The 25,663-nt window shown below is 38.2% G+C and carries 16 protein-coding genes and 1 tRNA gene; 2 read left to right on the top strand and 15 right to left on the bottom strand.

The window, feature by feature from the left end:
- Positions 1 to 7: 7 nt before the first annotated feature.
- From ABDJ41_RS16290 to ABDJ41_RS16300, 3 genes are all read right to left on the bottom strand, one after another.
- Positions 8 to 3,325, bottom strand: a complete 3,318-nt coding sequence (locus tag ABDJ41_RS16290) for a SusC/RagA family TonB-linked outer membrane protein (RefSeq protein ID WP_349787135.1) — start codon at positions 3,323 to 3,325, stop codon at positions 8 to 10.
- A 202-nt stretch (positions 3,326 to 3,527) separates the two neighbouring features.
- Positions 3,528 to 4,676 (bottom strand): FecR family protein, encoded by a 1,149-nt coding sequence (locus ABDJ41_RS16295; RefSeq protein WP_349787136.1) that lies wholly within the window; start codon positions 4,674 to 4,676, stop codon positions 3,528 to 3,530.
- A gap of 45 nt (positions 4,677 to 4,721) precedes the next feature.
- Positions 4,722 to 5,309, bottom strand: coding sequence for an RNA polymerase sigma factor (locus tag ABDJ41_RS16300; protein ID WP_349787137.1), 588 nt, complete (start codon positions 5,307 to 5,309; stop codon positions 4,722 to 4,724).
- A gap of 489 nt (positions 5,310 to 5,798) precedes the next feature.
- Here ABDJ41_RS16300 and ABDJ41_RS16305 point away from each other — a divergent pair, with 489 nt between their 5' ends.
- Complete coding sequence (locus ABDJ41_RS16305; RefSeq protein WP_349787138.1) at positions 5,799 to 7,664, top strand: hypothetical protein; 1,866 nt, start codon at positions 5,799 to 5,801, stop codon at positions 7,662 to 7,664.
- A gap of 66 nt (positions 7,665 to 7,730) precedes the next feature.
- Here the strand turns inward: ABDJ41_RS16305 and ABDJ41_RS16310 are convergent, their stop codons facing one another.
- From ABDJ41_RS16310 to ABDJ41_RS16325, 4 genes are read right to left on the bottom strand one after another with little or no spacing between them, the layout of a single operon-like run.
- Positions 7,731 to 8,627 carry a BT_3044 domain-containing protein gene (locus ABDJ41_RS16310; RefSeq protein ID WP_349787139.1) on the bottom strand — a complete coding sequence of 299 codons (897 nt, stop codon included), beginning with the start codon at positions 8,625 to 8,627 and terminating at the stop codon, positions 7,731 to 7,733.
- 22 nt (positions 8,628 to 8,649) lie between these two features.
- A complete protein-coding gene (locus tag ABDJ41_RS16315) occupies positions 8,650 to 10,671 on the bottom strand; it encodes a RagB/SusD family nutrient uptake outer membrane protein (protein WP_349787140.1) in 2,022 nt (673 codons plus the stop codon).
- Positions 10,672 to 10,691: 20 nt separating this feature from the next.
- Complete coding sequence (locus tag ABDJ41_RS16320) at positions 10,692 to 13,817, bottom strand: SusC/RagA family TonB-linked outer membrane protein (RefSeq protein ID WP_349787141.1); 3,126 nt, start codon at positions 13,815 to 13,817, stop codon at positions 10,692 to 10,694.
- 15 nt (positions 13,818 to 13,832) lie between these two features.
- A complete protein-coding gene (locus tag ABDJ41_RS16325; RefSeq protein ID WP_349787142.1) occupies positions 13,833 to 15,194 on the bottom strand; it encodes an IPT/TIG domain-containing protein in 1,362 nt (453 codons plus the stop codon).
- Positions 15,195 to 15,534: 340 nt separating this feature from the next.
- Here ABDJ41_RS16325 and ABDJ41_RS16330 point away from each other — a divergent pair, with 340 nt between their 5' ends.
- Complete coding sequence (locus ABDJ41_RS16330) at positions 15,535 to 17,115, top strand: calcineurin-like phosphoesterase C-terminal domain-containing protein (protein WP_349787143.1); 1,581 nt, start codon at positions 15,535 to 15,537, stop codon at positions 17,113 to 17,115.
- Between the two features lie 45 nt (positions 17,116 to 17,160).
- On the opposite strand, the gene ABDJ41_RS16335 is transcribed toward ABDJ41_RS16330, so the two are convergent.
- The 8 genes from ABDJ41_RS16335 to ABDJ41_RS16370 form a co-directional block, all read right to left on the bottom strand.
- Positions 17,161 to 17,232, bottom strand: a tRNA-Glu gene (locus ABDJ41_RS16335).
- Between the two features lie 133 nt (positions 17,233 to 17,365).
- A complete protein-coding gene (gene dnaA, locus ABDJ41_RS16340) occupies positions 17,366 to 18,796 on the bottom strand; it encodes a chromosomal replication initiator protein DnaA (RefSeq protein WP_349787144.1) in 1,431 nt (476 codons plus the stop codon).
- Between the two features lie 196 nt (positions 18,797 to 18,992).
- Entirely contained in the window at positions 18,993 to 19,670 is a 678-nt protein-coding gene (locus tag ABDJ41_RS16345) for a pseudouridine synthase (RefSeq protein WP_349787145.1), read from the bottom strand.
- 36 nt (positions 19,671 to 19,706) lie between these two features.
- Positions 19,707 to 20,960 (bottom strand): murein hydrolase activator EnvC family protein, encoded by a 1,254-nt coding sequence (locus tag ABDJ41_RS16350; protein ID WP_349787146.1) that lies wholly within the window; start codon positions 20,958 to 20,960, stop codon positions 19,707 to 19,709.
- A 27-nt stretch (positions 20,961 to 20,987) separates the two neighbouring features.
- Positions 20,988 to 21,860, bottom strand: a complete 873-nt coding sequence (gene cysM / locus ABDJ41_RS16355) for a cysteine synthase CysM (protein ID WP_349787147.1) — start codon at positions 21,858 to 21,860, stop codon at positions 20,988 to 20,990.
- A 1-nt stretch (position 21,861) separates the two neighbouring features.
- Entirely contained in the window at positions 21,862 to 22,674 is an 813-nt protein-coding gene (epsC, locus tag ABDJ41_RS16360) for a serine O-acetyltransferase EpsC (RefSeq protein ID WP_349787148.1), read from the bottom strand.
- 57 nt (positions 22,675 to 22,731) lie between these two features.
- The gene (locus ABDJ41_RS16365; RefSeq protein ID WP_349787149.1) at positions 22,732 to 24,186 is read right to left on the bottom strand and encodes an aminoacyl-histidine dipeptidase; all 1,455 of its coding nucleotides are present in this window, start codon (positions 24,184 to 24,186) and stop codon (positions 22,732 to 22,734) included.
- Between the two features lie 93 nt (positions 24,187 to 24,279).
- Positions 24,280 to 25,623 carry a deoxyguanosinetriphosphate triphosphohydrolase gene (locus ABDJ41_RS16370; RefSeq protein ID WP_349787150.1) on the bottom strand — a complete coding sequence of 448 codons (1,344 nt, stop codon included), beginning with the start codon at positions 25,621 to 25,623 and terminating at the stop codon, positions 24,280 to 24,282.
- Positions 25,624 to 25,663 lie beyond the last annotated feature (40 nt).

Here is a 25,663-nt window from a genome sequence, read left to right on the forward strand (position 1 = left end):
GTTAGATCTATTTAAAAGTGATATTTAAACCAAACACAAACGTTTTTACCTGGGGGTAATAACCACCTCCACTTACCGGTGTTTCCGGATCATAACTGTAGTAGAAATTTGTTGCTGTAAATAGATTATCTGCCGAAGCATAAACCCTTACCCTGTTGGCTCTGAACTTACTCGTGATTTTTTCTGGTATAGTATATCCCAACTGGATATTCTTTATCCTTAGATAAGAAGCATCCTCCAACCAGAATGTCGATAATCTCTGGTTATGAGACTGACCAGCTGTTAACCTTGGATATGAGGCGTCAGGATTCTCTGGCGTCCATCTGTCTAAATGTACTCTTTGAGGAGTCGGATCATTTCCTATATTCACAAAAGCATGTCTGGCTGCTCCTTTAAGATAACCATTTACTTTTCCAACACCTTGCAGGAAGAAACTGAAGTCGAAGTTATTCCATGATAAATCTCCCATAAAACCGTAAGTATATCTTGGAATCGGACTACCTATAACAGAACGATCTCCATCTAATGTAATCCTGCCATCGTTATCCAGATCAGCATACATGATATCACCAGGTGCAACAGGATCACCACTGATATAAGGGAAATTTGGGGTGTATTTATTATTGGCAGCATCATAAGTAAAATCTGATAACTGAGCTATTCTCAAAGCCGTTAAGCCATAAAAGGCATCAATAGGCTGACCTACTATTCGGATTTGATCTCCTAAAGATGCCGGAGCATTACCTAAACTTAGTACTCTGTTTTTTACATCAGATAAATTAGCTCTTACACCATATTTTACAGATTTGATTCTGTCGCGCCAGCCAATTTGCAATTCCCAACCTTTGTTTTCTACATGTCCTGCATTTTGTGGAGGATAACCAGCACCCAATACATCTGGCAAGGAAACATTTAACAGAATGTCATTGGTTCTGTTTTTATAATACTCTGCTGTAAAATCCAGTTTACCTTTGAGGAAAACAAGGTCTAAACCTACGTTTTGCTGAATTGCAGATTCCCAGGTTAAAATTCTATTTACTACACCAGATTCACCATAACCAATAGTTATCTGATTACCAATTGGCATCGTGCTAATTTCAGTAAGAGAAGACATATAACCAAAATCTCTGCCCACTTTATCATTCCCTAAAGAACCATAAGAGTATCTTAATTTAGCAGATTCTACATGTGATCTTAACTTCTCGAAAAAGGCCTCTTCAGAGAAAACCCATCCCACAGAACCAGATGAGAACAACTGCCATCTTGATTCTTTAGCAAAACGAGTTGAACCGTCATAACGAAAATTCAACTCTGCTAAGTACTTATTCTTATATGCATAATTGCTGCGCCCAAACATAGATGCCAATGCATTAACTGTAGCCCCACCATTATTTACCTGGTTATCTGTTCCCAAATTAATAGATTCGATATCCTGAAGTGGTAAATGGGTTCTGCTGGCCGAAAAATCGTTGGTTACGGTTTTCTCTTTTGATGCCCCTACCAGTACCTTAAAATTATGATCTTTATTAAATGTTTTCTGGTATTCTGATAAACCAATAAATGTATGATAAGAACCAGAATAGGAAGTTACACTTAGCTTATTAGGGTTATTGGCCTGATAAATCAAGGAGTTATCGTACGGACTATAATAGTTTATTGTCTTAGAAAAAACGCTTCTTCTGGAATTGTATTTATTTAAAACATACTGACCTTTAATGGTCCAGCCATCTAGAACTTTAAAATTCAAAGAAAGATTGGCATTTACCTCTTGCGAAGTATAAGTATTGGTTCCACCATCTGTAGTTTGAGCAATTGGGTTACTCACATTTACATACGCCCATTTCCCGGTTGTAAATCTGACAGGACTTAATGGACTAATCACATGAAGCGTATGTAATGGTCCAGACTCTGAGCCTATGTCCTGAGCTGAGCCAATCGATTTTCTATCAGTATAACCAAAGTTAGCATCAACATCCAGCCTATCCATCAATTTGGTATTGATGCGGAGTCGCGCATTATTTCTATCTGCAGAATAGTTGTCTCCCGTAATTAAACCTTTCTCATTTAAATTACCATAAGAAACAAAGTAATTGATGTTTTTAGCATCTCCACTTAAGCTTAAATTATGCGATTGTTGTGGTGTATTCTTTTTAAGAATCTCTTTAACCCAGTCGGTATCGCCAAAATAGTTGGGGTTAGATTTGTTTTTAACAGTTTCAACATCATAAGATGTATAAGTTGGCGTTTGTCCAACGTTAATTTGTGCTTCGTTCAGCAACTGCATATAATCTACAGAACCTACTAACTCCGGTAAAGCTGTTGGTGTTTGCACTCCATAATATGTACTATAAGTAAGCGATGGCGCATCTCCGGTCTTACCTTTCTTTGTGGTAATTAAAATTACACCATTAGCACCCCTTACACCATAAATAGATGCAGAAGAAGCATCTTTTAATACCGAAATACTCTCTATATCATTGGGATTTAAAATATCTATACTTCTGGTTGGTGCACCATCAACTACATATAAAGGGCTGGAATCTCCTAAAGTACCAATCCCCCTGATCCTTATACTTCCAGAGTTTGCACCGGGCTGGCCACCAGGACTTTTAACTGTTACGCCAGCCATTTGTCCTTGCAAGGCATTACTTATAGAAGTAACGGGCCTGCTTTCCAAATCCTTAGCCTGTAAAGTAGCTACTGAACCGGTAAGGTTAATTTTCTTTTGAGTACTGTAACCAACAGTTACAAATTCATTTAAAATAAAGGGAGATTCCTTTAATACAACATTTATATCCGTTTGTCCGGCAAGAGCTTTTTCTACAGATATAAAGCCCAGATAATTAAACACTAATATTGCCTTATCAGATTTTAATTTAAGGCTGTAATTACCATTGGCATCAGTCGTAGTACCTATTGGCATAGCTTTAACCTGAACGGTAACACCTACTAAAGGAATATTTTTTTCATCTGTTACCTTACCTTTAACAACAATAGTTTCCTGTTGTTGAAATGCACTTGAAGGTAAAGTGTTGCCGACCTCCTGTATAATAATTGCCTTATTTTTAATGGTAAAAGTCAGCGATTTTCCAGCTAAACATTTCTCTAAAACCTCCTCTAGCTGACCGTTAAAAACCATGTCGACCTTACCAACTTTCTTTATAACGTTTACGTTATAAAAGAAATCGTAGCCCGTTTGATTTCTAATGTCTTTAAATATTAGTTCTAATGAAGAATTTGGTCTGTTTAAAAAGACCTTTTGAGCAAAACTTGCGCCCTGAACCTGGAATATTAGTGTAAATAATAAAAGAAAAGAAAGTTTCATAATAAGTATAAGCTTTGGCGAAAGCATTATACTTAGCCTAAACTTAATAAAAGCATAAAAATCCATACATTTGAGTATTAGGTTTAAATTTGTTTGATTCTATTCACATTGGGAAAAAGCAGGATTTGTCTAACCTAAATTTATTATGCCGGGAGTGTTTGCAGCACTTCCGGTTTTTGATTTAAGGGACAATAGAGAGTAATTATTTATGCATAACTAAGAGCCTCCTGTTCTCGATTTTAAAATTCACATTGCCGGTTAATTTCATAATATTTAGTACTTCAGATAAATTTCTTGAGCGGGATATAATTCCCATAAATCTGAGTTTCTTTAATTCCGGGTTCTCGTAATCTACTTCTACATTATACCATAAGGCTACTTTGTCCATGATGCTTTCTAAAGATTCATCAGCAAAATTGAAATAACCATTTTTCCAGGCTATCACTTCATCAGTATTGACCTGATTAATATCAATAGATTGTTGTCGAACGCCAACAGAAGCCTGCTGACCTGGCTTAATGACCACTGCTTTATAAATATTAGAAACCTTTACCGATCCTTCCAGAAGAGTTGTTTTCAAAAGATCATCGTAAGCATTCACATTAAAATGCGTACCTAAGACCTCTACTTTCATTCCATTAATTTCTACTTCAAATGGTTGTTTTCTATTCTTAAAGACTTCTAAATAGGCCTCTCCTTCAATTTTAACATTTCTCTTAACTCCATTAAAAGAAACAGGAAAAGTAACGGAAGAAAGCGCATTTAACCAAACTTTGGTTCCATCAGGTAACACCACCTGGTATTGTCCGCCTCTAGGTGTTTTTATCGTATTGTAAACAGGATGAGCATTTCTTTCAGAAGATCTATAGGTGATCTTTCCGGATTTGAGATCATTCACTACATCCTGACCTAAAGTACTATTAGTTTCATTTTTATTTAAATCAACAACAGAGCCATCTGAGAGAACTAAAACTGCAGAATTACCTCCAGATGGAATATCATGTTGTACAATTGTGTGTGTTGATTTATTTCCGTGTTCAGGTTTAACATAAAACCAGATGGCAACAGCGCAAATCAGCAAAGCCGCAGCCGCTGCAATGCTTCGGATCGGTATTAAACGCTTGCGCTTAGGCTCCTGATTGATATTTAGTCTAGCGAACAGACTGAGCTGTATCTCATCTTTTAAACGACTTTCAGCAAAGGGATTACCCAGGTCTGCTTCTTTACCTTCGAGGCTTTCATACCATGCTTCTACCTGTTCTTTTTCAGCGTCAGAAGCATCTCCATTATTATATTTCTGTAGTAATTCTTTTATATTTTTTAATTCCACGGCAAAGTACCTTTTAATCATATCCGATTAAAAGAGAAAAAGTACTATATGAATCAGAAAAAAATATTAGATGGTATACAACAATAAAAAAACAGAGAACAATAAACTGGAATCATATGCTATAATGCTCTTTTTTAATCGTTTTGTTGCACTTTGCAATTGGTTTTTAACCGTCTGTTCGGAAATAGAAAGCTTTTTTGCGATCTCTTTAATTGAAAGACATTCTTCTTTTTGAAGACAATAAATCTCTTTCATCCTGGTTGGCATAAGATCTATTTCTTTATTAATAATTACATCAAGTTCTTTTTTTATGAAAATCTGATGAGAAGAAAGCTCCTCATTTTCTGGCATAGCTGCCATCTTTACAGCATGACGCAATCGTACTTCATCCTTTTCAAATAACTTTAAGGTTCTATTTCTTAAGACCATGTAGAGATATGGAAGAAGGTGATCGTAGGCTAATATCTTATCAAAGTTATTCCATAATACAAGAAATGTTTCCTGAACTAAATCTTTAGCACTATCTTCTGACTGGACTTTCTTATAGGCATGCTGATAAAGCTTTTTCCAATATTTATCGAAGGCCATATTAAAAGCTTTCTCCGGATTGGTTTGGGCCATTTGAAAAATTAAATCGTCATTTATCTCTGCCATATTGTTGTTAGCACCACGCATTACTCAATTTTTGTCGACTTATCTTCAAGGTTAAGCATTGAAAATGATTTAAAAGAAACATTACAAGATTTCGTTCCTGTAAATAGCTATATAATCAATTTCAAAGGTCGATAAGTTCCGCGAAATAAACAAACGTATATCTTTCACCCTGGCATATTTAGCCAGAAAAAACCTGCTTTTAGTAAGGAATAGGTGGTAGTTTACATTAAGGTAACTTTTTCTTAAAAATGCTTTAACAACATAATCACTAAAGCTAGACAATAAACAATGTATGGACTCCCCCTATATTTTCAGTATCACTTTTAATAAGGAGTTATTTGAATTTTAGAATTTATTGCTTTACTTTATAAGTAGCTCATTTATAACAAGCAATCAAAAAAATACGATTTAACATAGAATAAAACAATATAGTTGTCTATTTGCCTAGCATCGGGTACGTACACTAATAGAAATATAAAGAAGATAAATATGATTAATAAGTTTATTTTAGGAAAATGCATCCTGCTACTAAGCATCGTGAATCTGTGCTTTGCACAACAAAAGAATTACAAGTTTGAAAATTTAGGAAAACCTATCAGATCCCCCCTGACTATTGATTTTGTTACAAGAGATGAAGTAACCGGCCCCATAGCATGGGGAGCTTTAACAAACGCTGAAAACAATGCATTGATAGGTGTAAACATGAAAGATGGCAAATTGATTGAAGTCAATTTAGAAAAATACGGAAAGGCAAATGCCCTTTTACTATTCAAAGCTTCTGAACGTTACATTTATATGTTTACAGGTAAGAAAGGTCGGTTTTTAAAGTATGACATTCGTTTAAATGAGCTCAAACCAATAGGTAATGAAAGCAAAGCTACTTACTGGATGAAAAAGAGCTTTAACATAGCTCCTGATGGTAAAATTTATATAGGTACCTACCCTCAGGCTGCCGTGGCCATTCTTAACCCTAAAACAGATGAAGTGAAGGTGATTGACAGAATCTCAGCAAATGACGGAAGTGAATATGTGATTAATCCGGCATCGGATAAAGGTGGAATTGTATATTTCCCGACAGGGATGAAACATGGAGAACTTTGGTCTTATAACCCTGCCACAGACACCAGAAAGCAGATTTTGCCTGAAAAAATGATGACATACGGCCCAGCCATAATCTGGCGTGCTGATGATGGAAAAGTTTATGGTAAAAAAGGAAGTGTAACTTTTCTGTGCAAGGAAGATGAAATAGTAGAAGGAAAAGCTCCCGCAGCATCTGTTAACACACCGGATAATCTATATGGAGATATTGAGGCCTTGTATCTGAATATGGATGGGAACCTGGTGGTTAAGAATCAAAAAACTAAAGAACAACAGATCATAAAAAGTACCTTTGAGCCAAGTGCACACGAAGTATTTAGTGTCGGCGATATTTATAACGGTAAATTGTATGGGAGTGCAATGAAACCTGGTAATATCTTTACCTATGATACAAATACCGGCCAGACAAATAACTTAGGAAACCTAACCCGGGGCACAACACAGACTTATGCTTTCATGGCATACAAGGATAAACTGTTTACCACTAGTTATACTGGTGGGTATATAGATGTTTTTACAGTAGATGCAAATGGTTTACCCATAAATAGAAAGCCTGTTGCCCATTTACATCAAATGGCTAAGCAAGAGCGTTTATTGCAGTTAAGACTTGCCGCTGATGGCTATATATATAGTCCTACCGTACCAATAAAAGGCTTTTTAGGTGGAACATTGGTTCAGATAGATCCGGAATCACTGAAAACAAAAGCTTTTAAGGATATTGTTTATAATCAAAGTTTTATGTCTGTAACACCTGTAAAAGAAACAGGTGAGCTTTTTTTAACATCATCTATCCAGGGCGGCTCTAGTTCAAAGCCAACAGAGAAAGAAGCTGTGGTTGTTTTATGGGATCCTGTTACTGAAAAAGTGACTTATACCGGAAAACCTGTTAAAGGTGCTACTTCTTATGAAACGTCTGTCCGCGGAAACAACGGGTTGATATATGGATCAGCCTTGGACACAGTTTATATATTTGATCCTGTGAAAAAGAAAGTAATCAGTAAGACTTCAATTGAAAAACCACTTAATAAAGCTGCAAAAATTCTATTAAGTGAAAACTTAGATAAAAATGGAGTTGTATATGGTATTGATAATAGGAATGGGCAGTTATTTAGCATAAACCCATCATCAAATAAAATAACTGTATTGGGTAAAGATGCTTCGCTAATAGGAGCTCGTTTTGCTAAAGTTCAGAAAGACGGATATTTATATTACCCAAGCCACTCTAAATTAATGAGAGTACGGGTGGTTGATCTTTAATTTTCAACACAAAAAAGAGAGGCATATCAAACGATAATGCCTCTCTTCTCATCTATATTTAATCAACTAGCGATTGATTTCAATCCGTAGTTCTTCCTGCATATGCCGTGTAGTGCCATTCAATGTATACTGGTACGATAATAAAAAGACATTGAATTTCCGGCCAAAAGACTCCTCTACCCTGAATACGTTAGGATATCTTTCATCTCCATCCAACTGTGTCACTATAATATTTTTATAAGGCTTAATTGTAACCCTATTGTCGGCTCCCACTTCTAATACAATGGAGGTTTTATTGATATGATCCTCTTTACTTTCAAATGATTCCGTTCCGGCGATTACCCTTACACTGTTATGTGTTAAAGGAAACAACTTCTTATTCGCTGCTGTCACCATGCCGTTTGCCAGTCCAGTCATGGAGTAAAAAGTATTTTCTGCCTGAGATGCATAATCGTTTTTGATAAGTACCTGGTAGAGAATGGATTTTTTCTTCGCATTTATTTCAACGCCAGAAACATCTGTAGCTTTTAACTCAATAAAATAAGTTGAATCCGGCGATAAACCATCCGGGCGTAACTTAACCATAGTGCGTCCGGTACGCTCTCCGGCTTTGATCAGGATTTTATAATCCATGATTTCATATTTATCCTTATGCAATAGTTTGGCATACAGTTTTTCATCGGCGTCAAAAAGCGACCGGTTGTAAAAATCCAGCTGAGTGTCATCTTCTTCCAGCTGGATAACCATATCCTTTGTTGGCGAATGTGTCCCCCCCGCAGAAGCAGCTATATATCCGGTAACTTCATTACCAGTTAATGGTACGATTTCCTGAAAAGTATTGTAATAGTTACTGCTGATTAAAGCAACCTCATTTTTGTACATTTCCTTTTCAAATATTTCATTGTCTTTGCACGATGAGAGCGCTGCAGTTAGTGCCAGCATCGTTATATACCTTATTTTCATGTTTCTACTTTTATGGTTTAACCTAATAACCCGGGTTCTGATCCAGAGAAGGTAACCTTCTCAACTCGGCACGCGGTATGGGTACAAAAGCTAACTTTTTGTTGACTACACGTGTCATGAATGATGATGTTCCAGGAATGACGCGTTGATAATACGTTTCTTTGGTAGCACCATCCGGATTCATACCACGGATAGGTTCACGTTCTGTTTCTTCATAAATTCCCCAGCGACGTACATCATAAAAACGTCTGTTTTCCCATAGCAATTCTACCATGCGTTCACGTTCGATCTGTTTTTGAACATCCGTTGTACTATTGAGTTGAGTAGCAGTTAATCCAGGCAAGCCAGCACGATAGCGTACAAGATTAAAAGCAGATTTTATCTCATCCAGATTTCGGGACATCGTATATTGCTGATCTCCAAGTTGTACCGTGTGACTACTTGTTAGGTTATTAAGTGCCTCAGCATACGACAAAAGGATCTCTGCATAACGGATGATGGAATAAGCTTTTTTGATGTGGCGGGCACCAGTACCTTGAAAAGCATCCATCGGGTGGTTGTATTTCTTAATTACGTAGCCCGTGATCGGGTAGTTGGGTGAAGTAGCAGTTACTCCGCCACGACCATCGGCATCCTGATAATAGTATTTGGCGGTATGATTATTAACCGAAGAACTAGACTGGGCCTGCCATACCGCTTCGTTAAATCCAATAGATGCATAGAAACGCATCTCACGGTTAGCATACATTTTATATACCCCAGAATTAAGTGGATATCCTGAAAAATTGCGAGGCTGTGTAGTAAAACCAGTTTCTGAATAATATCCGTTAACTGCAGCCTCTTCTTTGGTACGACCATCGTCCATCAGATAAGCATCCACCACTTTCTGTGTTACGCAGAAACGGCCCCAACCACCAAGAGAAGGAGGCATAGATCCTTGACTAATGGTTGTCACCATATAACCTGTATTTCTACCCCAGATAATCTCTTTATTAATTTCAGCAACAGCTTCACCGTTAAAAACATCTGCATAGGATCTTAGTGGGTCTATCCCCCCTGCTCCATTGGGATAATTATTGTAGAAGTTAGGATCTGAGGTAACCCCTTGAGGAAGTGCTGGCGTTTTATCATCATTCATTACAGTATAAAGCCTGTACAGCCCCATATCCATCACACGCTTAGCTGCTGCAGCAGCTACTGCCCATCTTGCTTCGTCATACTGTTGTGATACGTAATGTACATTATCAGTCTTACGTCTCCAGTTACCAAAATATGAACTAGCTACCGGTCCTCCATTAAAGAGCGGACTTGCATGAATCAGACGTAAGCGTGCTACTAAAGCAAATGCAGCACCTTTGGTAGGGCGGCCAAAATCTAAAAGAGACACTTCTCTTGGGAGCAACTGTGCAGCTTTTTCAAACTCCTCACAGGTATAGTTCATCGTCTCATCGTAGGTAGCCCTTGGACGATCGTAATATTCGATAGGTTCGTTGGTATTGACTACTTCATCGCCCAATAGGATGGCAGGGCCATAATCCACTAAAATATTGTAATAGGCATAGGCACGGATAAAGCGGGTATATCCTTCGATTCTCAATCGATCGGAATTGGTCATCCCCTTAGGACGATCCAGGTTCTGCAGAATGCTATTGCATTTACGGATGATCTTGTAATATTTCCCCCATTGATTTAAGTTAGGGCTACTGTCTCCGAAGAAATCGGGAGAAGTACGTCCTGTGGCAAAGTCCATTCCATAATACACATTGCTGGAACCACCTCCGGTAAGTCCGTTCAAACCTTCGTCAGTAGCCATTGGTCCGGGTGTATAACCATACCTGATGGTATTTGATTCATCGGGAAACATCGCCGCGGCACCCCACATATAGGCCTCTATATTCCTGGGATTGGCAAAAGCTGAATCAATGTTAAATTCATCGTCAAAATATTCATCGATATTTAAATATTTCTTACAGGATGATGCCATTACAATCAACTGGATCATAAAGGCTACGAGGGCTATTCTTTTTATGATTGATGTTTTCATATCATTAAATTAGATCTGCATTAAAAATTGACGTACACTTGAAATGAATATGTAGTCGGTATTGGGTATTTACGCCCATTCCAGGCGGCTTGTTCCGGATCAAAAATCTTGACCTTATCCCATACATATAAATTGCTTCCTACAAATTGAAGATCCATAGAAGAAACACCGATACGTTTCAGAAATGAAGGGTTTATATTATAGTTCAGTGTGATTTCCTCTAAACGGATGTAACTTGCATCACCTTGCCAAAAGGTTGACAACTGACTATTATTACTATTATTGCCATATTGGAGGCGTGGGTAGCGGGCATTCGGATTTTCAGCCAATGCAGGGTCTATACCGTTGGCTATAGCATAATCCTTTGGAATCCATCGGTTTTTTGGATCTGCTGCCATAGTAAGTACGTTGCCATAATTGCCTTCATAGAATGGCATATAGCCCATTCCGTTAACCACTGTCACATCATCTATCTTCATCGGCTGTCCAACATAGAAAAAGGATGTTTTACCCGTTCCTTTAAACAACACGCCCAAGGTCAATTTTTTGTAGCGAAATTCTCCACCTAACCCGTACATCGCCAATGGATAATTACTATGTGTTAGCGGCACCATATCCAGTTTATCGATAGTACCATCCCCGTTCACATCTTTATATTTGATATCACCAGGCAATACTTCTCCAAAAGTCTGCTGAGGACTATACTTGATGTCATCTTCGTCTTTAAAGAGCCCCATTGCCTGATAACCTCGTATTGAATTATACGGGAAGCCGTTGTACTCAAGATAAGGATACTCCAGATAGGCTTGTTCCCAGTTCTGTACGATATTTTTAGAATAGGTAAAATTACCTCTCAAAGTAAATCCTAAATCTTTAGTGAGATTACCAGTATAGCTTATATTTCCATCAACTCCTGAACTTTTCATACGGCCCACATTGGCAAATGGATTAGAAATAACACCCACGTATTCAGGAACCTGTACCCGCTGTTGGAAAATACCGTTACGTTGATCTTTGAAGATGTCTACCACAAAATCTACCTTATTATTAAAGAGTTTACCTTCAATTCCTAAGTTAGATTTGATGGCCTTTTCCCATTCCAGATTATCAGCTCCGATCCGTGTCTCATTAATTGTTTCAATATCAGGTACACCCCAAACACTACCATTGCCCTGATTCACTTTCGTCAGGTAAGGAAAGCGGATAGTAGAGATCCGGTCATTACCTACGGTACCATATGAAGCTCTGATTTTAAAATAATCAAGCCATGGTGCAGCTTCTTTTACAAATTTGTATCCTGTAGGTACCCAACCCACAGCTACCGATGGAAAAAAACCATATTGTCTGCCGGGTTGAAAATTTTCGGAACCGGTATATCCAAAATTGACATCCAGGAGGTAAGTATCCTTATAACCATAGGTCAGCCTGCTGGATACACCTTGATAGCGTAATGGAATGGCATCCATGTTACTGGTAGCATCTTTGGTATCTTTGGCATCACTGATATAGTAATAGACCAGCGCTGATGTCCGGTGATCCGTTCCATAAACCTTATCGTAATTGATAACAGATTCAAAGTGGTATTTACGGTATTGTCTGGTGGCTTTACTATAACTTGCTTTTTGCTCCTGCACTGTTTCCTGCATAATCAGGGAACCATCGTAAGCCCGGCCTAAAGCTTTATAAAGAGATGGTTGTACACGTCTGCGCTCTTCAAAGTAACTATATATATCGTAAGCACCCTGAACGCGGAATTTAAGTCCATCCAATATGCTGGAAAGATCCTGATTAAGGGCCAGTGTGGTTTTGCCTTTATAGACCTCATCCGCTGCTTTACCTGTACGATTGATCATGACATATGGCGATGACTGGCTTCCGTTTCCAAGACCTGGAAGCAAGCCATTGGAATAACGCGTAGGAAGAACCAGCGGAGTAAGTTGTGCCTGCGCAGCCCATATGTAGTCGGTATTTGCCAATCCCGGCTGATTCAATCTGGATAAAAATCCATCCGCACCCAGGTAAACTTTCGTGGTTTTGGTCAGATTGACATCAAGATTGATCCGGTAATTGTAAGTATTAAAACCCACATTAGAGCTGTATACACTATTCTTATCCACCTTATAAGCTGCACTCTCGCTTTTACCACCAAGACTCAGGAAATAGCGTGCAACCTCAGACCCTCCGCGACCACTCATATAATAACTCTGGCGCCAGGAATTCTTATTCAAGATCTCGTCTTGCCAATCTACATCAGGATACATATCCAAATCCAGACCATCACGGATAATGCCCATCTCGGTTTGGTTGTATAAAGGGCTCTGGCCTCGGACAATACTTGCCTCATTCGCCAGATTCGCATAATCATAAGCACGTAAATATTCTGGCAAGCGGCTGAGGCGAGATAAAGTTGTATTAGCACGTGCAGTAATCTGTATCCGGTCTACCTGGCCTCGTTTGGTAGTAACCAACACTACACCATTGGCTCCCCTAACTCCGTATACTGCAGTGGCAGATGCATCCTTAAGTATCGAAAAACTTTCGACATCCGCAGGATCAATAGTATTGAGATCGCCCTCTAAACCATCGATGAGCACTAAGGCGCTGCTATTTGCACCAAATGTACCGATACCACGAACCCAGAACTCGGAAATATTCTTCCCTGGTTCACCACTACCTAGCCTGGAGATAACACCAGCTGCCCTTCCCCCAAGGAGATTTGCAATTGATGGTGCCGGAGACTGAAGATCCTTAACATCTACAGTAGTGATGGCGCCTACTGAACTTATTTTCCTTTGTACATTCCCCAGACCTACTATGATCACTTCATCAATAGTCTTAGAATTCTCGGCAAGTGTAATGGTTAAATTGTTGTTTGATTTAATAACTAAATGTTCTGTAGGATCAAAACCCACATAACTAAAAACAACTTTATCTCCGTAGACAGCTTTAATGGTAAATTTTCCGTCGCTGTTAGTTGATGTACCGATAGACGGTTTATCTTTAACATATACAGATACGCTTGGAATCGGCATATTATCTTTATCCACAACTGTACCTGCAATTGTTAACTCTTTCACTTGTTGTGCAGACGTCGAATTGAGCGATAAGCACAACGATAGTATGCACATAATCTGAATGAACTTCATTTTAGATAGATTTTATTATTCAATAACTAATTTGCGTATACGTGCATTACTCCAATCGGCGATATAGATATCACCTTGCTCATTGACAGCTACTCCCCAGGGTTGGTTGAACAGCGATTCCACCGGACCGCCATCTTTATAGCCTGGAGTGCCGGGCTGGCCTGCTACCGTGGTGACTATATTATCAGCCGATACCATTCGGATACAATGATTGCCATAGTCAGCAACAAACATGTTTCCATTGTTATCGAACTTAATATCTTTAGGATAGTTAAATAGTGCATCTGCCACTGGACCATCCCGGAAGGCACTGCCACCGGGTGCATTGATGCGTTTAAAACCTCCTGATCCATTAGGATCACGAAGATCCAAGACCGAAATACCTTGTCTGAATTCGGTTGGCGTAGCATTTGAATGGAGCGTAATATACAGGAGCCAAGGCTTTGCTGGATTGATTGCCTGACCATATTGAGATCCATAAGGTCCCTGATGAACAATTTTCGCCTCTAATGTCTCAGGATTTATTTTAGCGATCTTTCCATCTCTATACCTTGTATAAAGATGCCCATCATAAGGACAGTAAGTCACAAAATTTTTGTAGCGGTCCGCTTCTACGATCGAGTTGAAATCCGCCGTAGAGTATTTAACGTTACGCTGACGAGGATACCAGGCTTCCCGAGGGTCGAAAGTAAAGATCACTTCCTTAGTGGATTCATGAGCTGCAGTCAGCATACCAGTAGCTCGATCTACAGTCAGGCCATTAGCAAATAAGATACGACCGGTTGCAATTGATTCGATTAATGGAGTAACTATGTTTTGCTTCTCATTTATTCTGGCAACTCCGAATGTAGCGGGACTACCTCCATCCCGCCAGGACATAAATATATTACCCTCGGCATCCAGTTCCAGGTATTTACCATAAACTTCGGCTTCAGAGAGTGTTCCTGGTTTAAAGTTTTTTTGACCGTTGCCTGTAACTGTGCTTACCTGAGCTTGAATATGATAGGTAAACGTACCTTCATAGGTTACCGAATCGGCACCTACAACTACAGAAATTCGAGGATTATCGCCTGGAAGACGGGGTACAATGGCATAAATTCTATTGCCACTCGATGAGATAACTGAAGCTTTTGCATTATTGAAATAGACCTTGACTTTACCCGGGTCAGTTCCAAAATTTTCTCCGTCCAAAAGGATCTTATCCCGGGCTCCTCCCTCATTGGGAAAAAAAGATGTAAGAACTATTGGTTTTGAAGGATCATGGGTTTTACTTGGACCTTCCTTTTCACTTTTACAAGAAAAAAAGCAAAACGAACTGAAGCAGACCAATAAAAAGGCGACAAAACACCTTTCAGTACATTTTCGGTGATTTTTCATTTAAAAAAGGTTTAAATTTGGGATTGCATTACTTTAAATTTGATTGCATTTAGTTTATAAAAATGAATATATAAAATAAAAAACAATAAAATGAAATAAAATAAAAGAAAAAGAAGTTACAATAGTCATAATTAACAATTAGATGAAAGAAATAACAAGACAAAGTAAAGACTTCGTAAGTTATCTTAACATTAACATTTAATCAACTTAAAGATTTAAAGACATTTGATCTGTTAGAACTTTAATCAAAGTGATAAGCTACATTTAACATTATGTACATATGAGTATAATAACTTCGCAAAAAAACAAGTCAGGGCAAATTAGCCTCCATAAAAAATTTATGAAACGAATTAATTTAATTGTAGCTGGCATGCTGTTAACTTTTGGAAGTTATGCACAGGAAACCGCAAAGGGTTATATTTACAACGACCGTAATTTAAACGGAAAACGGGAAAAGATGGAAGTAGGTATTCCCGATGTAGCCGTAACAAATGGTATCGATGTAGTTTTATCAGATAAGAAAGGATATTATGAACTTCCGATAAGTAACGATCAGATCATCTCAGTAATTAAACCATCCGGATATAAAGTAAGGATTAATGAAGACCAGCTCCCTCAGTTTTTTTACAATCACAAGCCTGCAGGTTCGCCTGCACTAAAGTATAAAGGGGTATCTCCGACAGGGAAACTACCTGCCTCAATTGATTTCCCTTTAAGTCCTGCAAAAGAAGATTCAAACTTCAGAGCGCTGATATTTGGCGATCCTCAACCATACACCTTACAGGAAGTCGATTATTTTGACAAAGGAATAGTAGCAGAACTTAAGGATATTAAAAACGTGGCTTTTGGCTTAAGTATGGGTGATCTGGTAGGAAACAATCCAGATCTGTTTATGCCTTATATTAAAGCTATAAAGAAAATTGGTATTCCATGGTATAACCTGATGGGAAATCATGATATTAACTTTGATGTTAAAGAAGACAAATATTCTGACGAATCATTTGAAGCCCATTTCGGCCCGACTGATTATGCCTTTAATTATGGGAATGTTCACTTTATCGTGTTAGATGACATTCTATATCCTGATCCAAGAGATGGAAAATCATATTGGGGAGGCCTGCGAAAGGATCAGCTGGAGTTTGTTGCCAATGATTTGAAATTTGTACCTAAAGATAAACTTGTAGTTATAGCATTCCATATTCCAATTGGAAAAGCCGGAAATAATGAAGGGTTTAGAGAAGATGACAGAAAGAAACTCTTTGAGCTTTTGGCAGATTTTCCTAATACCTTATCTCTTTCAGCCCATACACACAATCAAAGGCAGATTTTCTTCCATAAAAAAGACGACTGGAAACAGGAAAAGGCACATCATCACTATAATGTAGGAACTACCTCCGGAAACTGGTATTCAGGTGAGCTTAATGATCTTGGGGTACCTGTATCAACAATGAGCGATGGCACGCCTAAGGGATATGCATTCATTAATTTTAAAGGTAATCAGTATGATGTAGATTATAAAGTGGCAGGAAAATCAAAAGAATATCAGATAGAGATTTCTGCCCCAAAAGTTGTCCAACATGGTTTAAAAACATCAGCAGGAATTTATGCTAATTTCTTTATGGGCTCGGAAAAAGATGAGCTTGTATACAGAATTGACGGTGGAGCCTGGAAAAAAATGACCTATATACCAGAGAGTGATCCCTCCTTTTTAGACATTTTACATAAGTGGGATCATACTGAAACATTGTTATCAGGCCGACGCCCGGGTGCGGCTTCAGATTGTCATCATTTATGGAAAGCCGCAGTTCCTGTAAATTTGGCTCCGGGTGAACATACGATTGAAGTTAAAGCAACCGATATGTATGGTAAGACCTTTACTCAAACTAAAACATATAAAATTCTGGAGAAAGGCAGTAACTAATATAATTTAAACAGAAAAGCCGCTCTATTAAGTAGAGCGGCTCTGTAGCCCGTAGGGGAATCGAACCCCTGTTTCCAGAATGAAAATCTGGCGTCCTCACCCCTAGACGAACGGGCCATTATTGCTTTTCAGCGCTGCAAAGGTAATATTCTCATTTAATGACACAAACTTTTTTTAAAAGTTTTTTGATGCATAATCACATCAGATATGTATCATTCAGATACTGTTACATTTACAGTAAAAATGAGTCTTAGCTCATCTTTAATTTCTTTTCAATATCATTCACGTAAGCTCTGAATTTCTTATCTGTCTGAATCAAATCTTCAACAGTCTGACATGCATAAATTACTGTCGAGTGATCTCTGCCGCCAAAGAATGCGCCAATGGTTTTCAATGAACTTTTGGTCATTCCTTTTGCAAGGTACATGGATATCTGACGAGCCTGCACTACTTCACGTTTACGTGTCGGCGCTTTAAGTAAATGAACAGGCACTTCAAAGTAATCACACACCAGCTTCTGGATATAATCCATTGAAACCTCTTTAGTTGTGTTCTTAATGAAGTTCTTAAGCATTGATTTAGCCAATTGTAAATCAATTTCTTTTTTGTTCATGGTCGATTGAGCTAATAAGGAAACCATTGCCCCTTCCAGTTCTCTTACATTATTATCTATATTGTGTGCAACGTATTCAACTACCTCGTCTGGTAAGTCGATACCATCAGCATACATTTTCTTTCTAAGGATTGCAATCCTTGTCTCCAGCTCAGGAATCTGAAGATCTGCTGAAAGTCCCCATTTAAAACGACTTAACAAACGTTCTTCCAGTCCAGACAGGTCTTTAGGAGCCTTATCTGAAGTAATAATGATCTGCTTACCTGACTGATGTAAATGGTTAAAGATGTGGAAGAAGATATCCTGTGTCTTTTCTTTCCCTGCAAAGTTGTGAACATCATCCATAATAATCACATCCATAGCCTGATAAAAGTTCACAAAATCATTGATGGTATTATTTTTCAAGGACTCAACAAACTGCTGGCAAAATTTCTCGCAAGAAACATAGATTACCAGCTTATCTGGTAAACTTCTTCTGATCTCGTTACCAATGGCCTGAGCAAGGTGGGTTTTCCCTAAACCCGAAGCACCATAAATCATTAAAGGATTAAAAGATGTTGCCCCTGGCTTTGCCGCTACAGCATGTCCGGCTGAGCGTGCCAGACGATTACAGTCTCCCTCTACATAAGCCTCAAAAGTATAAGTTGGATTCAACTGAGGGTCTACATTCATCTTTTTCAGCCCTGGAATTACAAAAGGATTTTTAATATCCCTGTTGATGTTTACCGGAACTGGCATAGATTGCTTTCTGTTAGTTGATCCATTACCATTTGACGGCATGTTAGTCGTGTATGGTAAAGCGCCATTAGTCGACTTATCAACAACAATATTATATTCTAGTCTGCCTTCATCTCCAAGCTGTTGCTTTACTGTTTTACGCAACAAGCCAACATAATGCTCTTCCAGCCACTCATAGAAAAACAAACTAGGTACCTGCACAGTTAAAACTCTATCCTCCAACTTTAGGGCTGATATCGGTTCGAACCAAGTTTTGAAGCTTTGGGCCGGGATATTATCCTTTATAATTTGGAGACAGTTATTCCATACTTGTGTACAAGTGATATGCATATTATTCTTTAATCTTTTAAGGTTTCTTAATAAAAAAACGACGAATTGACCCGCCGTTTGGGATTGCGAAGATGGCAATTTTTACTAACATTTGAAGAGAAAATCTAACCTTTTCTATAACTCATTCAGCAGCAAAAGAATAGAAAAACAACTAACAAGATTTACTGTGGATAACTTGAAAGATTGTTAAAAGTTGTCACCATTTCATAAGTTCATTTACCCTTAAAAACTCAGATTGTACAGAACAGTTCAGTTTTATTTCTTGTTTAGTCACCGGATGCATAAAGGCCAGTTCTGAAGCGTGAAGCAACATTGTGGTCATTTCCCACTGCTCCTTAAAGAATTTATTCTGCTTGTTGCAACCATGTTTACGATCGCCGATAATCGGATAAAAGATATGGGCAAAGTGTCTGCGCAACTGATGCATACGTCCGGTTGTAGGCTCCGCTTCAACCAGAGAATATCTGGATGTCTGGTGCTTGCCAAATGGAATATCAAGTTCTGCTCTTTTTAAAGTCACAAATGAAGTAAACGCTTCCTGCATAGCCCCGTTCTCTTTACGCAAGGGATAATCAATATCCAGCTGATCAGGAGCATGTCCACGCAACACAGCAAGGTACTTTTTTTTAACTTCTCCATTTTGAAATTGCTGATGCATTGCGATCTCTGTTTCCTTATCAAATGCAAACAAAAGCAAGCCACCGGTTTTCCTGTCTAAACGATGTACCGGACTCACAAAACGATCTACCTGATCTCTTAACATCTGCAAGGCAAATTCTGTAGCATCATTAGCGATACGTGAGCGGTGAACCAACAAACCATGGGGTTTATTAATAGCAATTAAATAATCGTCCTGATATACAATTTCAAGCATTTGCAGTTTTTGTCGCGAAGGTAAGGCTTTTGTTTTCTATTTCGCAATCCAGGCTTCAGGATTCAGTTTAGTTTGCCCACGCATAATTTCAAAATGCAGTATCGGGCCATCTTCTTTAGATGCTACAACACCTAAAGTCTGATTTGTTTCAACTTTAGCACCTCTGGCAACATTTACTGTCTTTAAATTCTGGTAAATTGTGAAATAATCCCCGTGGCGCAATGCAACAATATAAGTTCCATATAACTCCCTGACAAACAATACATCTCCCTCGAAAACAGCCTTAACCGCAGCTCCCTGCTCTGTTAAAATATTGATACCATCATTGGTATAACTAGCTTGTCCTTCGGTATGGTTACCAAAACGCTCTACAATAGAATAACGACCTACAGGCCATGGCAGCCGGCCACGATTATTTTCAAAGCCAGCAGATAGCTTAGCCAGTTCTGGTGAAGCAGTTAAATAGTTGTTTGATGTCTTTTCTTTTACGACAGGTACAGGTCTGCCTTCGGCAAGAGCCTTCTGGGCAGCCAGCCGTTGCTCTTCTTCAGCTTGTTTACGAGCAAGTTCAATTTCACGTTGAATTGCAGAACGTATAGCTCTGTCTATTTCCGCTTGTTTACGCTTACGTGCAGCAATATCCTGACGGAATTGCTTCTCTTGTTTACTGATCTGATTAAGCATTTGACTCTGCTCAACTTTATTCTTACCCAACTTAACTTTTTCCTGCTCTTGTTCTGTCAGCAAATGACTTTTCTCTTTCAGATTCTTATCGAGGACAACGATATTATATTCAATCTTCCTTTTAGTTCCCTGAATATAGTCGGCCTGCTTTTTTCGATATTGGCCAAACTGTTGAAAATACTTAATTCGTTTATATGCCTGATTAAAGTTATCAGAAGAGAATATAAACATCATTTTGTCGTAAGAATTCTTATTTCTTTGCGCAAAACGAACCATTCCTGCATACTCGTTTTTTAATCGCCCGAGCTGACTTTTCAAAGAATGTACTTCATTTGTATTCTCATGAATCTGGTTGTCCAGATTTTTCACTTCTGAGTTAATGATCGAGATTTTATTTTGCATGAGTCTGATCTTGCTATTAATAGCTCTGATTTGGCCCAATGTTAACCTTTTACTACTCGAAGTTTCATTAAGATTCCGTTGTAGCAGGTCTATCTCACGCTGTATTGCTTCTTTGTTCCTTTTCAGTTCTGAACTGGTTTGAGCAAATGCATTAGCCGTAATGGAAACAAAAAGTATGGATAAAAATAATCTGTTCAGCTTCATTGTGTACTCAAAAATAATACATTAAAGCTACCCAAACAAGTCGCTGCTTAAATACCTGTCTCCTCTATCACAGGCAATGAAAACGATAAGTCCAGATTCTAATTCTTCTGCTAGCTTTAAAGCACAAGCCAAAGCACCACCACTGCTCATCCCCGCAAATACCCCTTCAACTTTAGCCAGTTCACGGGCTTTTAGTGTAGCCTCCTGCTGAGAAACATCCATCACCCGGTCTACCCTGCTTGGATCAAATATCTTAGGCAAATAAGCTGCTGGCCAGCGACGGATACCAGGAATAGAAGAATCTTCGGTAGGCTGGCAACCCACAATCTGTATATCAGGATTCTGCTCTTTTAAAAACATGGACGTTCCCATAATGCTTCCTGTAGTACCCATTGAACTCACAAAATGAGTTACCTTTTGTTCTGTATCACGCCATATTTCAGGACCTGTAGTTTTATAGTGTGCAAGGTAATTATCTGGATTAGCAAATTGGTCTAATAAAAAGTACCCGTTTTTATCTCGCTGTTCTTCAGCATAATCCCGACAAACCTCAATTGATTCCAATAAAGTTACTTTAGCACCGAAAGCCTCCATAGTTAAGGTACGCTCACGTGTAGAACTTGCGGGCATGACCAACTCAATCTCAAGATTATAAATACTGGCGATCATAGCCAGTGCAATACCGGTATTCCCACTTGTAGCTTCAATTAAACGTGTTCCTTTCTTAATCTCTCCACGTTCTATTGCACTGCGAATCATGTTTAATGCTGCCCTGTCTTTTACACTACCACCGGGATTATTACCCTCCAGCTTTGCATACAATTTTACATTGGGATTTGGATTTAACTTGCTGATCTCTACTAATGGTGTATTTCCTATAAATTCTACAATATTACCCATTTTACTTGTTGTCTTTTGTTTCTATAACTTTAACGGAAGATTGATGATAAACTGTTGAGCCAGCAGGAACACTTTTCGTGAGCCATACGTTACCACCAATAATTGAATTGGCACCTATAATGGTTTCTCCACCCAGGATTGTAGCTCCTGAATAGATAATTACATGATCTTCAATAGTCGGATGACGCTTAATATCTCTCATGTACTTCTCTACGCTTAAAGCACCTAAAGTTACACCCTGATATAATTTAACATGATTTCCAATCACGGTAGTTTCCCCAATAACCAATCCTGTTCCATGATCTATATACAAGTATTCTCCAATCAAAGCTCCCGGATGAATATCTATCCCTGTAATTGAATGTGCATACTCCGTTAATATCCTTGGTATAATTGGAACTTCGCTTTTTAATAAAGCATGGGCAATACGGTATAAAGCAATAGCTAGAAAACCAGGATAACTTCTGATAATCTCAAACTCGCTTTTTGCTGCAGGATCCCCTTCCAAAATGGCCTGAATATCAGTATTCATCTTCCTGTACAATTCGGGAACCCCCTCAAAGAAGTGTTGAACGATATGATCATTGTTAAAACTTTCACATGCTTTTGTAGCATTAAGCAACCTCGTCAGTTCCTTTTCCTGTTTCAAAAACATACGTTTAATCTCGTTGATCGAATAATCAGGCGTAGTTAAACGTTCTGGATACAATAAGTTCATCAAACTAATTGCCCAATCAGCAATTTCCTGATTAGATGGGACAGGCTCAATACTGCCCTGCTTCTCAAAAATATGAAGATAAAATTCCTCGTTCATTGGATGTTGGTTAAAGCGTTAGTTTAGATATTACAAATAAAAGAAATTAATTGCTATTTACCTCGCAGGTATCTCCTCTAATACATTTAACAGGTAGTGCCAGAATTTATTTACAGATGAAATCTGCACACACTCATCCGGAGAATGTGCTCCATGAATAGTGGGACCAAATGAAATCATATCTATGCCGGGCAAATGAGCACCAAGTATACCGCATTCCAATCCGGCATGACAAGCATTTACAATTGGTTCTTCTTTGAAATTTGTTTTATAAAGTTTTCTCATCAGAGAAAGAATTTCCGAATCAGCATCTGGCTTCCATCCCGGATAATCACCACTGGTTGTTACTGTACCGCCAATAATTTCAAAAGCAGCACCTACAGCTATAGAAACATCTTCTTTAGTACTTTCAACACTACTTCTCTGTAGGGATAAAGTAATAAATTCTCCATCCTTAATAATCACTTTAGCCAGGTTAGTAGAAGCTTCAACAAGATCTGGAATATCCGGGCTCATTCTAAAAACACCATTGGGCACAGCATATAAAACATTGATTATTTTATGGCATTCATCTTTGTCTAAAACTTGCAATGGAAGATCTGTATCTTTTGCATTGATAATTAATCCAGGTTCTACTGACTGAAATTCAGCTTTTAATAACTCTGAGAAATCATTAATAAAAGAGATAAAAGCTGCCTTTTGATCTTTAGCAATTGCTACAATTGCCCTAGCTTCTCGTGGTATTGCATTTCTTAAACTTCCACCCTCAAATGAACTCAATTGCAGGTCTAATACTTTATATCCATTATAAAGCAAACGGTTCATTAATTTATTAGCATTAGCTCTTCCTTTGTGAATATCCGTACCAGAATGTCCGCCTTTTAAACCTTTAATAGTAACTTCAAACGCTACACTATCCTTAGCTACATTATCTTGTTTATATCTATAAACTGTAGTTGTATCAATACCTCCAGCACAGCCAATCGTTAATTCATTGTCTTCTTCGGTATCCAGATTTAATAAAATAGTACCCGATAAATTAGAAGGATCAAGCTGTTTAGCACCAGTCATTCCAGTTTCTTCATCAATAGTAAACAAAGCTTCTAATGCAGGATGTACAAGATCATCAGCGGCAAGAATAGCCATTATAGTTGCAACGCCAATACCATTATCAGCGCCTAAAGTAGTTCCTTTTGCTCTTACCCAGTCTCCGTCAACATACATTTCAATACCCTGATGTTCAAAATCGAAGTTAGAATCGCTGTTTTTCTGATGAACCATATCCACATGCGACTGCAGTACTACAGTCTGCCTGTTCTCCATACCTTCAGTAGCAGGCTTTTTAATCACCACATTGCCTACATGGTCTTTTATGGTTTCCAAGCCAAGCTGTTTACCATAAGCGACCATAAAATCTATTACACGCTCTTCCTTTTTCGAAGCACGGGGCACAGCATTTAATGCTACAAAATTATCCCAAAGTGCCCTGGGTTCTAAATTCTCAACTTTCATTATTGTTCCTGTATTTAAAACAAAGCTAAAAAGTTAATTGAATTTAGGATTTAATATAAACTAAACATGTTATTAAAATGGCAAAAAAAAAGATTAACTCATAGATGGAAATGATATTCCCTTGATTTTTCTAAATAATTCAACTGCATAAATATCGGTCATCCCTGAAACAAAATCCAATACACTCTGTATTTTGGAATAAACATCTTCATTTTTGGTTAAAAACTGCTTAGGTATTAACTCTACTAGTTTTTTGTGATATTTCGATTCGTTCAACAAGTATGCAGGTATAAATTCTTCCAGTAAACCACCCATTACTTTATAACCAGCGACTTCAATCTGCACTACAGATGAATAATTATAAATCTTTTTAATAGATACTCTTTCGATATTTTTCATAACAGAAAGAAAAGGCTCTTGAATGGTATCCATCAAACTCTGATTAAAATTACCATTCAAAATAGCCTGCTGCTCTTTAAAGAACACATCAGAGCACAAACCGATCAGGGTACTGATAGATTTTGCACGCATCAGTGTAATTTTTGCATCTGCATCGTCAATTTCAGCCAAACGGGCAGGCATTCTATCGTCATTGCACAAAGGCAGCAATAAGGTCTCTACCTCCTGGTAAGAAAGGATTTTTAAACGATGTGCGTCTTCAAGATCTATAATGTTATAACAGATATCATCTGCCGCCTCTACCAGATAAACCAAGGGGTGTCTCTTATAAATCAATGGCGATTCCTGAACTTTGATCAAATCCATTTCTAAAGCGATCTTTTCAAATCCTGATTGCTCAGATTGGAAGAAACCATATTTTTTAGTGAAAATATTCTTCTTGTTATGTCCGGCCAAAGATTCACATGGATATTTTGCAATCGCTGCAAGGGTAGCATAAGTTAGGGCAAAACCACCAGTACCTTTACCTGCAAAAGGATGTGTTAATATACGCAAAGCATTGGCATTTCCCTCAAAATGAATCAGATCTTCCCATTGAGCATCAGTAACTTTATCACGGTAAAATTTACCGTCACCTGAAGTGAAGTAATGGGAAATAGCAGATTCGCCAGAATGGCCAAAAGCCGGATTTCCCAGATCATGTGCCAAACATGCAGAAGCTATAATATTTCCGATTTCACAAAGCAAGGGACAAGTATCATCAATGGTAGCATCATTATCTTTTATTTTATTATAAAAAATAGTACCAAGGGATCTGCCTACGCTGGCAACCTCTAAACTATGGGTTAGACGATTATGCACAAAAACACTACCCGGCAAAGGAAATACCTGAGTTTTGTTTTGCAATCTTCTAAATGGTGAAGAAAAGATAATCCTGTCATAATCTCGCTGAAATTCAGATCTTGACTCTTTTTGATTACCAACAAACCTGTCTTCATTTCCCCAACGTTTAGAGGATAACAACTTTTCCCAAACCATATTCAAATTCCGTTTATGTTTATTTTAGATAAATAAACCG

It is taken from the genome of Pedobacter sp. ASV1-7 (assembly GCF_040203335.1).
Lineage (GTDB): Bacteria > Bacteroidota > Bacteroidia > Sphingobacteriales > Sphingobacteriaceae > Pedobacter.

Coding starts and splice junctions, on each gene's coding strand:
- ABDJ41_RS16290 (WP_349787135.1), bottom strand. CDS start 3,325: ATGAAACTTTCTTTTCTTTTATTATTTACACTAATATTCCAGGTTCAG.
- ABDJ41_RS16295 (WP_349787136.1), bottom strand. CDS start 4,676: ATGATTAAAAGGTACTTTGCCGTGGAATTAAAAAATATAAAAGAATTA.
- ABDJ41_RS16300 (WP_349787137.1), bottom strand. CDS start 5,309: ATGGCAGAGATAAATGACGATTTAATTTTTCAAATGGCCCAAACCAAT.
- ABDJ41_RS16305 (WP_349787138.1), top strand. CDS start 5,799: ATGATTAATAAGTTTATTTTAGGAAAATGCATCCTGCTACTAAGCATC.
- ABDJ41_RS16310 (WP_349787139.1), bottom strand. CDS start 8,627: ATGAAAATAAGGTATATAACGATGCTGGCACTAACTGCAGCGCTCTCA.
- ABDJ41_RS16315 (WP_349787140.1), bottom strand. CDS start 10,671: ATGAAAACATCAATCATAAAAAGAATAGCCCTCGTAGCCTTTATGATC.
- ABDJ41_RS16320 (WP_349787141.1), bottom strand. CDS start 13,817: ATGAAGTTCATTCAGATTATGTGCATACTATCGTTGTGCTTATCGCTC.
- ABDJ41_RS16325 (WP_349787142.1), bottom strand. CDS start 15,194: ATGAAAAATCACCGAAAATGTACTGAAAGGTGTTTTGTCGCCTTTTTA.
- ABDJ41_RS16330 (WP_349787143.1), top strand. CDS start 15,535: ATGAAACGAATTAATTTAATTGTAGCTGGCATGCTGTTAACTTTTGGA.
- dnaA (WP_349787144.1), bottom strand. CDS start 18,796: ATGCATATCACTTGTACACAAGTATGGAATAACTGTCTCCAAATTATA.
- ABDJ41_RS16345 (WP_349787145.1), bottom strand. CDS start 19,670: ATGCTTGAAATTGTATATCAGGACGATTATTTAATTGCTATTAATAAA.
- ABDJ41_RS16350 (WP_349787146.1), bottom strand. CDS start 20,960: ATGAAGCTGAACAGATTATTTTTATCCATACTTTTTGTTTCCATTACG.
- cysM (WP_349787147.1), bottom strand. CDS start 21,860: ATGGGTAATATTGTAGAATTTATAGGAAATACACCATTAGTAGAGATC.
- epsC (WP_349787148.1), bottom strand. CDS start 22,674: ATGAACGAGGAATTTTATCTTCATATTTTTGAGAAGCAGGGCAGTATT.
- ABDJ41_RS16365 (WP_349787149.1), bottom strand. CDS start 24,186: ATGAAAGTTGAGAATTTAGAACCCAGGGCACTTTGGGATAATTTTGTA.
- ABDJ41_RS16370 (WP_349787150.1), bottom strand. CDS start 25,623: ATGGTTTGGGAAAAGTTGTTATCCTCTAAACGTTGGGGAAATGAAGAC.